The 9,393-nt window shown below is 43.5% G+C and carries 11 protein-coding genes and 1 pseudogene; 6 read left to right on the top strand and 6 right to left on the bottom strand.

What is annotated here, in order from left to right:
* Positions 1-98: 98 nt before the first annotated feature.
* The 5 genes from mscL to def form a co-directional block, all read right to left on the bottom strand.
* Positions 99-497, bottom strand: a complete 399-nt coding sequence (gene mscL / locus HH682_RS14990) for a large-conductance mechanosensitive channel protein MscL (RefSeq protein ID WP_214238295.1) — start codon at positions 495-497, stop codon at positions 99-101.
* Between the two features lie 94 nt (positions 498-591).
* Positions 592-1,968, bottom strand: coding sequence for a Trk system potassium transporter TrkA (gene trkA, locus HH682_RS14985; RefSeq protein WP_214238294.1), 1,377 nt, complete (start codon positions 1,966-1,968; stop codon positions 592-594).
* Between the two features lie 24 nt (positions 1,969-1,992).
* Positions 1,993-3,282: a 16S rRNA (cytosine(967)-C(5))-methyltransferase RsmB gene (gene rsmB / locus HH682_RS14980; protein ID WP_214238293.1), complete on the bottom strand. Its 1,290-nt coding sequence runs from the start codon at positions 3,280-3,282 to the stop codon at positions 1,993-1,995.
* A 36-nt stretch (positions 3,283-3,318) separates the two neighbouring features.
* Positions 3,319-4,266 (bottom strand): methionyl-tRNA formyltransferase, encoded by a 948-nt coding sequence (fmt, locus tag HH682_RS14975; protein WP_214238292.1) that lies wholly within the window; start codon positions 4,264-4,266, stop codon positions 3,319-3,321.
* Positions 4,267-4,296: 30 nt separating this feature from the next.
* Positions 4,297-4,803 carry a peptide deformylase gene (gene def, locus HH682_RS14970; protein ID WP_214238291.1) on the bottom strand — a complete coding sequence of 169 codons (507 nt, stop codon included), beginning with the start codon at positions 4,801-4,803 and terminating at the stop codon, positions 4,297-4,299.
* 114 nt (positions 4,804-4,917) lie between these two features.
* On the opposite strand from def, the gene dprA reads away from it, so the two are divergent.
* From dprA to HH682_RS14940, 6 genes are read left to right on the top strand one after another with little or no spacing between them, the layout of a single operon-like run.
* Positions 4,918-6,042, top strand: a complete 1,125-nt coding sequence (gene dprA / locus HH682_RS14965) for a DNA-protecting protein DprA (protein ID WP_420826224.1) — start codon at positions 4,918-4,920, stop codon at positions 6,040-6,042.
* Positions 6,014-6,487 carry a DUF494 family protein gene (locus tag HH682_RS14960; RefSeq protein ID WP_214238289.1) on the top strand — a complete coding sequence of 158 codons (474 nt, stop codon included), beginning with the start codon at positions 6,014-6,016 and terminating at the stop codon, positions 6,485-6,487. The genes dprA and HH682_RS14960 overlap by 29 nt, the downstream gene beginning before the upstream one ends.
* A 23-nt stretch (positions 6,488-6,510) precedes the next feature.
* On the top strand, positions 6,511-7,062 hold the full coding sequence (locus HH682_RS14955; protein WP_214238288.1) for a DNA topoisomerase family protein: 552 nt from the start codon (positions 6,511-6,513) through the stop codon (positions 7,060-7,062).
* Positions 7,063-7,066: 4 nt separating this feature from the next.
* Positions 7,067-7,639, top strand: coding sequence for an L-threonylcarbamoyladenylate synthase type 1 TsaC (gene tsaC / locus HH682_RS14950; protein ID WP_214238287.1), 573 nt, complete (start codon positions 7,067-7,069; stop codon positions 7,637-7,639).
* A gap of 4 nt (positions 7,640-7,643) precedes the next feature.
* The gene (aroE, locus tag HH682_RS14945; protein WP_214238286.1) at positions 7,644-8,462 is read left to right on the top strand and encodes a shikimate dehydrogenase; all 819 of its coding nucleotides are present in this window, start codon (positions 7,644-7,646) and stop codon (positions 8,460-8,462) included.
* Positions 8,462-8,713, top strand: coding sequence for a DUF1488 family protein (locus HH682_RS14940; RefSeq protein ID WP_214238285.1), 252 nt, complete (start codon positions 8,462-8,464; stop codon positions 8,711-8,713). The genes aroE and HH682_RS14940 overlap by 1 nt, the downstream gene beginning before the upstream one ends.
* Here HH682_RS14940 and HH682_RS14935 read toward each other — a convergent pair.
* Positions 8,695-9,242: pseudogene (locus HH682_RS14935) on the bottom strand (gamma carbonic anhydrase family protein). The gene HH682_RS14940 and the pseudogene HH682_RS14935 sit on opposite strands and share 19 nt — an antisense overlap.
* Between the last annotated feature and the right edge of the window lie 151 nt (positions 9,243-9,393).

Here is a 9,393-nt window from a genome sequence, read left to right as displayed (position 1 = left end):
TAAAACGTGATTGTTTCATAGAAATCTCCCCTGAGTTCAGGTTAGTAGAAAATTCTACTTATGAACACACCGATTTTGCGGGGGGATTACCTAAATGCTTATTTGTTTTTTAGCAGATCACGAATTTCCGTCAATAAGACTTCTTCCGCACTAGCCTTAGCTACAGGCTTCTCAACTTCTTTCTTCTTATAAAGCTTATTCATCACTTTAATGGCTAAGAAGATAGCGAATGCGATGATGACAAAATCGAAAATGGACTGAATGAAGATACCATACTGTAAAAGTACCGCTGGAGTATCACCAACGGCAGGTTTCAGCGTTACTGCCATATTTTTGAAATCGATACCACCTATCAGTAAGCCTAATGGCGGCATAATGATATTAGCAACGAGCGACGAGACAATCTTCCCGAACGCAGCACCAATAACTACACCGACAGCTAAATCGACAACATTTCCACGCATAGCAAAATCACGAAACTCTTTAAATAAACTCATGCAGGCTATTCCCTTATAAGATGAACAAAATGGTACTTTACTAAAATAAATTTTATATTACTACTTATCCCAGCTAATCAATAACTACGTTAAGCTATAAGAAGAATGGACTCGGTTGGAAAAGTTTCTCTACATCACTCACATATTTCTTATCGGTTAAGAACATGATGACATGATCTGCTTGTTCAATACGGGTGGTATCTTTGGCAATAATCACTTCATCTCCTCTTACTATTGCACCAATAATAGTTCCCGGCGGTAATTTGATTTCTTGAATAGTTCGTCCAACAACTCTCGATGTACTCTCTTCGCCGTGCGCAATGGCTTCTATCGCTTCAGCGATTCCTCTACGTAGTGAATGTACGCTAACGATATCTGCTTTCCTTACATGCCCAAGTAAGGCAGAAATGGTGGCTTGCTGCGGAGAGATGGCGATATCAATAACACTGCCTTGTACTAAATCGACATAGGCGCGTCTTTGTATAAGCACCATTGCTTTTTTTGCACCCATTTTTTTTGCTAACATTGCGGACATAATGTTAGCTTCATCATCATTGGTGACGGCAATAAAGAGATCGACTTGATCGATATTTTCTTCAGCCAACAGCTCTTGATCGGAAGCATCGCCATAAAACACAGTTGTATTGTTAAGTTGTTGAGCTAGTTCAGCTGCACGTTCCTTATTTCGCTCAATGAGCTTAATACTGTATTGTTTCTCAAGTTTCTTAGCTAAGCCGAAGCCAATATTACCACCACCGACAAGCATAATTCTTTTATAGGGTTTTTCAAGGCGCTGCATTTCACTCATGACGGCTCGAATATGTTGATTCGCAGCAATGAAGAAAACTTCGTCACCAGCTTCAATGATGGTCGTGCCTTGGGGCCTAATAGGTCGGTCTTGTCTAAAAATAGCGGAGACTCGGCTTTCAATATGTGGCATATGCTCACGCATGGTCGAAAGTGGATTTCCGACTAATGGGCCACCGTAATAAGCTTTTACTACTGCAAGGCTAACTTTATCATCGGCAAAGTTAACAACCTGCAATGCGCCAGGGTACTCAATCAATCTGAAGATATTGTCGATCACTAATTGTTCCGGCGCGATTAAATGATCAATTGGGATCGCTTCAGGGATAAAAAGCTTATCCATATCATGTAAGTATTCTGATGCACGAATCCGAGCAATACGATTAGGAGTATTAAACAGCGTATAAGCAATCTGACAAGCAATCATGTTAGTTTCATCAGAGCTCGTTACCGCCACTAACATATCAGCATCTTCGGCACCGGCTTCTTCTAGGGTACGAGGGTGCGATCCTGAACCTGTAACAACCCGAAGATCGAACTTATCTTGTAAATCCCGTAAACGCGTTGGGTCAGTGTCCACGACGGTCACATCATTATTCTCGCCTACTAAATTCTCTGCAAGCGTACCACCAACTTGGCCAGCACCCAGGATAATAATTTTCATCGTCGTGACACTCTTATTGTTGCATTAATGTTTTATAAGTTTTGCATAGAAGAACCCGTCACCACCTAATTCAGAAGGCAGCACTTGTAAGCCATTGTCAGTTCCCCCTGGTAAGACTTCATAACTTGCGTCAGAGTGTGATGCAATGAAGGCTGCAATTTGATGACTATTTTCTTCAGGAAGAATTGAGCATGTTGCATACAGCAATGTGCCACCTGATCTAAGACGTGCCCAAGCGGCCTCGAGTATCTCTTTCTGTAGCGTAGCTAAGTCAGAAATATCGTTATCTCTTCTTAGCCATTTAATATCAGGATGTCGGCGTATCACACCGGTTGCAGAGCACGGTGCATCAAGTAAAATACGATCGAAGTATTGATCATCAAGCCATTCATCGGGGTAACGTCCATCACCGCAAATCAATGTAGCGGTTAAATTTAGGCGCTCAAGATTTTCGGCTACTCTTGATAAACGCTGTTCATCAATATCGACCGCCGTCACTTCTGCGCTATTCGCTAACTCCAGTATATGCGTTGTTTTCCCACCCGGTGCGGCACAAATATCGAGAATTTTTTCACCGGGCTGTGGTGCTAAATAAAGGGAACAGCGTTGGGCTGATAAATCTTGTACCGTCACCCATCCATCTTGGAAGCCGGGGAGTAAGGTAACGCCAACGGGTTTTTCAAGGCATAAAGCTTGGGGAGATAGCGGAGTCGTTGAAGCAGAGAAGCCAGCTTTCTGTAATAGATCAAGCCAGTTGTCTCTTGAATGGTGAAGTGTGTTGACTCTTAACCACATCGGCGGGCGACTGTTGTTTGCTTCTAAGATGGAAATCCATTCATCAGGCCAGGCTGCTTTTATTCTATTAATAAACCATGAAGGATGAAGATATCTCACCGAATCAGACACCTGTTCGAAGGCAAAATCTGATTCACGCCTTTGGTAAGTTCTCAAAACCCCATTGATAAGGCCTTTAAAACTTTGACGTTTTAATGATACGGCGGCTTGTACTGTCTCAGCCAGGGCGGCATGAGGGGGGATGCGTGTGTGCCGTAATTGATAGAGACCCACCATTAGTAAATAGTGAATAACCCGTTGCTTCCCTTTCATAGGCTTATCCATTAATTGTAGGATAATATGATCGAGCTGCGGGAGATAGCGAATTACCCCGAAACTAAGTTCCTGCAGTAGCGCACGGTCTTTATCAGTTAACTGTCGTTGTGCCTGTGGCAGAACTGTTGATAAGGATTGCCCTTTATCAATAACCTGCTCAACCAGTTGTGCCGCAATACCGCGCAGGTTAATTGTATTTTTCATTCATTACTCATATGTGACAGGAAAGCCCGAGGCTTTCTAATTTAGAACCGTTCCAGGCGTAAACCACTCTTGTCGAGAATTGAGCAGATCTTGTGCTGGCATAGGTTTTTTACCTGCAGGCTGCATTATTTCAAGATTAAGAATACCTTCACTCGTCGCGACCTTAATACCAGATTTTTCTGCGGCAACAATGGTTCCAGGGATGCTGCTCTCTTCAGATGAGACCACCGAAGCCCGCCAGACTTTAATATTTTGCTCACTCACTACAAAATAGCTGAACGGCCAAGGATTGAAGGCCCTAATACAGCGTTCTAAGGTTACAGCGGGTAATTTCCAATCCAATCTAGCCTCTTCTTTACTCAATTTGTGAGCATAAGTCGCCAGTGTATCGTCCTGTACTTCCGGTACCAACTGACCTTGTGACAGCCTATTTAAGCTATCGAGAAGGGCTTGCGGTCCTAATTCAGCGAGTTTGTCGTAAAGAGACGCGCTGGTATCTTCTGGCATAATAGGACATGAAACTTTTAGCAGCATGTCGCCAGTATCTAAGCCAACATCCATTTGCATAATGGTGATACCAGTCACTTGATCACCAGCCCACAATGCCCGTTGAATAGGTGCTGCGCCACGCCACGCTGGAAGCAACGAACCATGGACATTCAAGCAACCGAATCTAGGCATATCTAAAACCTTGGCGGGTAATATTAGCCCATAAGCTACGACAACCATTACATCCGCATTCAGCTCAGCCACTAATTGCTGTTGTTCAACATTGCGTAGAGATTCAGGTTGAAATACAGGAAGCCCATGGGCTTCAGCGAGTACTTTAACGGGAGACGGCATCAGTTTTTTCCCTCGTCCTGCCGGGCGATCAGGCTGCGTAAAGACCCCGACAACTTGGTAGGGAGAGTTGAGCAAAACTTCCAGATGTTTTGCAGCAAAATCCGGGGTTCCGGCAAAAATTATTTTTAAGGAGTCTGACACTGTACCGTTCTCTACATAATAAGTAATGGATTAACCGCGGCTCTGACGGGCGAGTTTCTCAAGCTTTTGACGAATACGTTGACGCTTTAGTGGTGAGAGGTAATCAATAAAGAGTTTACCCTCTAGGTGGTCAATTTCATGTTGGATACAAATAGCGAGTAAGCCATCAGCATTGAGCTCAAACTGCTCACCTTCACGATTTAATGCACGAACAGCCACTTTTTCAGCACGAGGAACGAGCGCTCGCTGCTCTGGGATCGATAGACAACCTTCCTCAATACCGGTTTCACCACACTTATTGATGATTTCCGGATTGATCAATACCAAACGTTCATTACGTTCTTCGGAGACATCAATAACGATAATCCGTTGATGGATATCCACCTGTGTGGCTGCAAGACCAATACCTTCTTCGGCATACATAGTCTCGAACATATCATCAACAATCTGTTTGATTTTTGCAGTGACTTGAGCAACAGGCTTAGCTACTTTGCGAAGTCGCTCGTCAGGATAATGTAGTACTTGTAACACTGACATAAATTTCCAAATTTCTATTCAAAAAAGGGTTAATTATTTACTCTTATTGTAGCCCTTTCACTGCATGATTGACAGTCCTGATGAGGCAACGGAGTGGTCAATATGCAAACCGAATTGAATGAAATCGAAACCTGGCTACGATGCGTGGCGATAAGAAATATTAAGTATCAGCATCGCCTTCACCTGATCGAAGTCATCCAACAACAAACGGAGATTAGCAATAACCTTCTCCAACATCTTAAGCTAACTGAACGACAAATTAGTCAATATTATGCTTTTCCAGCAGAGGAAATTGCTCGTGCCAAACTGTGGATTACAGGTAAGGATCAGCACTTTATTCATTACCGTCATCCTTGTTATCCAGAATCCCTAAAACAGTGTGTAGCGCCTCCTCTATACCTTTTTGCAACTGGAAATATTGGGTTGTTAGGTAAGCTGCAATTGGCAATAGTGGGAAGCCGCAACTGTACATTCTATGGAAAGTATTGGGCGGAGATTTTTGCTAGTGAGATTGCTCGCCACAATATCGTTGTTACAAGCGGACTTGCTGTGGGGATTGATGCGGTCGCACATCGTGCAGCATTGTCGAGGACAGGGGAGACGATTGCGGTATTAGGAAGCGGATTAGGGCATATCTATCCGCCGGAAAATATTCGCCTCTATGAACAGATCATCACAGAAGGGGGCTTGGTAGTGAGTGAATTTCCTTTAGGTGTGCCACCGAAGGGCGTTCATTTTCCCAGAAGAAATCGAATAATTAGTGGACTAAGTGTAGGCACACTCGTTGTCGAAGCTTCTCAGCGTAGTGGGTCGTTGATTACTGCGCGTTATGCTTTAGAGCAAAATAGGAATGTTTATGCGCTTCCCGGATCTTTGCACAGTCCTTCTTCAGCGGGCTGCCATTGGTTAATTCAACAAGGAGGGTTACTCGTCAGAGAGGCTGCGGATATCATCGAAGATTTACATCTTGCTCATCCTTCTGTGCTGTATCCCCCGCTCAAATCAATAAATTTTGCGGAGAGTGACAAAGTACCATTGCCATTTGCCCATCTCTTGGCTAACGTAGGAGATGAGGTAACATCTGTTGACGTTGTCGCTGAACGTGCCGGCCAACCTGTGCCAGAAACAGTTGTCGCATTACTGGAACTGGAGTTAGCAGGATGGATCGCAGCTGTACCCGGCGGCTATGTCCGATTAAGGAGGGCAAGCCATGTTCGACGTTCTAATGTACTTGTTTGAGACATATATCCACAGTGAAATCGAAACTCAGGTGGATCAGGATAAGTTGACCCATGACCTAACTGATGCAGGTTTTCACCAAGAAGATATATACAATGCTTTGAGCTGGTTAGAAAAGCTTGCGGATTATCAAGATGGTTTGGTCGAACCATTATTGATGCTTAACGACCCACTTTCTGTTCGGATTTATACAGAACAGGAAAGCATGAAATTAGATGCAGAATGTCGGGGCTTCATATTACTGCTTGAACAGATGCAAGTTCTGAATATCGAAACACGTGAGATGGTTATTGAGCGTGTGACTGCTCTCGACACCCAATCATTTGACTTGGATGATCTGAAATGGGTGATATTGATGGTTCTTTTCAATATTCCAGGGTGCGAGAACGCCTACCAACAGATGGAAGATCTGCTATTCGATGTAACGGATAGAGTGATCCACTGAGAATTGCTGTTAACTGTGAATCCATGTCTAAAGTCGAATTATTTACTACAGCGCAACAAGAGCTCTGCCCGCAATGTGGAGCAGAGCTTGTTATACGCTCGGGCCAATATGGCCCATTTTTAGGTTGTTCCACGTTTCCTCAATGCGACTATCTTCGTTCGTTGAGCCCTTCTGCCGATGGACATATTATTAAAGTGTTAGAGGGGCATGCATGTCCAAAATGCGGTGCCGAAAAGGCACTGAGGCAGGGGCGTTACGGAATGTTTATCGGATGTACCGATTATCCACAATGTGATTACTCTGAAGCGATTACGCATGCGGATTCGACCGACGTTCCGTGTCCTGAATGTCAGCACGGAATATTAGTAAAAAGACAGTCGCGCTTTGGTAAAACGTTTTATGCATGCTCACAATATCCCAAATGTCGCTATGCATTGAACTTTCCCCCAGTCAACGGAGTATGCCCCCACTGTGGTTTTAAGCTGCTCTATAATAAGAAGAGCGCAAAAGGTATGAAAAACTTTTGTGCGAATAAACAATGTGGAATGGAAGTTAGTTCTATTTCTGAAGAGTAAACGAATGCCTAACATCACTTATCAAGAGTCATTAACCCGCTGTATTAGTGCACTGAACGACGGAAAAGTTATTGCTTACCCTACTGAGGCGGTATTTGGTCTTGGCTGCGATCCTGATAATCAGCAGGCCGTAGAGAAATTATTACTACTCAAACAGCGGCCGGTGGAAAAAGGGCTTATTCTCATTGCGTCATCATACGAGCAACTACGCCCCTACATAGCGGTTAATGAAATAAGTGAATTACAAGAAAAGAGAATGTTGGGCCATTGGCCTGGTCCTGTCACTTTTGTTGTACCAGCGTCTTCTCGCACTCCGAAATGGATAACAGGAAAATTCGAGAGTATTGCGGTCCGAGTCACTGACCATCCAGTCGCTCGACAACTTTGCGAATCAGTCGGTAAACCATTGGTTTCAACGAGTGCGAATTTATCCGGTCAACCTCCGGCTAGAGTCTGGAGTGAGGTGATCGCTCAGTTTGGTCACGATTTCGATGTGGTCAATGCAGCAACCGGTGGTCGAGAAAATCCTTCTGAGATAAGAAATGCTTTAACTGGCGAACGTATTCGCGAGGGGTAATTGGATGAATAATAATGAATACATTGTAATAGGGAATCCTATCTCTCATAGTAAGTCACCCTTTATCCATCAGCAGTTTGCTAAACAAACGGCAATTCCCCACCATTACGGTAGCTTATTGGTTGAATTAGGTGAGTTTGAAAATGCGGTGCACCAATTTTTTGAACAGGGTGGAAAGGGAGCTAACGTTACCTTACCTTTTAAGCAAGAAGCTTTTAATCTTGCAGACCATCTTACTGAACGTGCGCAATGTGCAGGTGCAGTAAACACTTTAAAGCTTCTCGAAAATGGTGAGATTCTTGGTGATAATACGGATGGTATTGGTCTTGTCTCAGATATTCATCGGCATTTTAGCTTAAAGACAAACGATAAGATTCTTATTCTAGGGGCTGGTGGAGCAGCAAGAGGTGCAATACAACCTCTGATGCATTGTGGTTATCGTCTTTCGATCAGTAATAGAACGCAATCAAAAGCGGAAGCGATGGTGGATGAATTTAAGAAGATAGGTTCTCTCTCTCTACATAAAGAGGGTGATAGCTGTAATGATTATGGTCTCATTATTAATGCCACCTCTAGCGGGGTAAGCGGCCAACTCCCACCGTTGAACGAAAATTGCTTAACGTCGGCAACCTGTTGTTACGATATGTTCTATAAAGTTGGTAACACGTCTTTTATTGAATGGGCGATAAGTCATAACGTGAAAGATACGGCAGATGGCCTAGGTATGTTAGTGGGGCAAGCCGCTCATGCATTTTTTCTTTGGCACGATACTATGCCTGATATCGAACCTGTTATTGCTCAATTACGAAATGAGATGGTTTAATGAATCAAGCGATACAATTTCTGGAAGATGAGTATTTTGATGCGGAGAAGCAGGCAGTTATTTTCTCGGCATTAGAGAGTGGTCATAAATTGACCTGTGCTATTAGTGCAGCAGTGCTAGGCGATCAATTCGGCGAAGGGGATCCATTAAGCCTTTTCGAACAGAACCGTTGGGACATTGAAGAATTGGCTGAGAAGGCAATTACCTCTCAGCTCGACGACATCAATGGATGCTACTGGCTATCTATATAATCTTGTTTCCAGTTTTTATAATTTTCTGCCGATTGTTGTAACCCCCTTATTTCGTCATGTGTTAACGGGCGTATTTGTCTCACTGGATTGCCCATATAGAGATAACCGCTGATCAGTTTTTTATTTGAAGGAATAAGGGTCCCCGCACCAATTAATACGTCATCTTCGATTTCAACGCCATCAAGAATGATACTGCCCATTCCTACAAGAACTCTATTACCGATCAAGCAACCATGCAGCCATGCAGCATCACCTTATGACCGACAGTGACGTCGTCCCCAATAATTAAGGGGTGGCCCAGCGGATTTTGCTCGGAACGATGAGTTACATGCAAAACAGAACCATCTTGTACATTACTACGTGCCCCGATGATGATCTGATTAACGTCCCCTCGAATAACAACTAATGGCCATATGCTTGAATGATCCTTAAGGATCACATCTCCAATAATGATGGCGGATGGATCAATCATTACTTCTTTTCCCACCGTCGGGAAGTACTCCTTAAATCCTCGTAATTGATTCTGCATAACATCTGAGCCTTTTGAATGTGAAATTTAGGTAAGAACTGCCTGTTTATAAGCCAGTATGGCTCCTTTTTATACGGAATGATTTAATAATCACCACTCAGTAAAAAAGTTTAAATAATCCCTTGCGCTCTGAGCGGAACTCCCTATAATG

This window comes from Rosenbergiella gaditana (assembly GCF_018494065.1).
Classification (GTDB): domain Bacteria; phylum Pseudomonadota; class Gammaproteobacteria; order Enterobacterales; family Enterobacteriaceae; genus Rosenbergiella; species Rosenbergiella gaditana.
The sequence above is the reverse complement of the archived record's forward strand: the minus strand, read 5'-3'. Positions and strand labels throughout refer to the sequence as shown.

What these genes read in the sequence shown, in the direction of transcription:
- HH682_RS14955 (WP_214238288.1), top strand. Translation starts at nt 6,511, where the DNA reads ATGTCTAAAGTCGAATTATTTACTACAGCGCAACAAGAGCTCTGCCCG.
- HH682_RS14940 (WP_214238285.1), top strand. Translation starts at nt 8,462, where the DNA reads ATGAATCAAGCGATACAATTTCTGGAAGATGAGTATTTTGATGCGGAG.
- HH682_RS14960 (WP_214238289.1), top strand. Translation starts at nt 6,014, where the DNA reads ATGTTCGACGTTCTAATGTACTTGTTTGAGACATATATCCACAGTGAA.
- tsaC (WP_214238287.1), top strand. Translation starts at nt 7,067, where the DNA reads ATGCCTAACATCACTTATCAAGAGTCATTAACCCGCTGTATTAGTGCA.
- trkA (WP_214238294.1), bottom strand. Translation starts at nt 1,968, where the DNA reads ATGAAAATTATTATCCTGGGTGCTGGCCAAGTTGGTGGTACGCTTGCA.
- aroE (WP_214238286.1), top strand. Translation starts at nt 7,644, where the DNA reads ATGAATAATAATGAATACATTGTAATAGGGAATCCTATCTCTCATAGT.
- rsmB (WP_214238293.1), bottom strand. Translation starts at nt 3,282, where the DNA reads ATGAAAAATACAATTAACCTGCGCGGTATTGCGGCACAACTGGTTGAG.
- mscL (WP_214238295.1), bottom strand. Translation starts at nt 497, where the DNA reads ATGAGTTTATTTAAAGAGTTTCGTGATTTTGCTATGCGTGGAAATGTT.
- def (WP_214238291.1), bottom strand. Translation starts at nt 4,803, where the DNA reads ATGTCAGTGTTACAAGTACTACATTATCCTGACGAGCGACTTCGCAAA.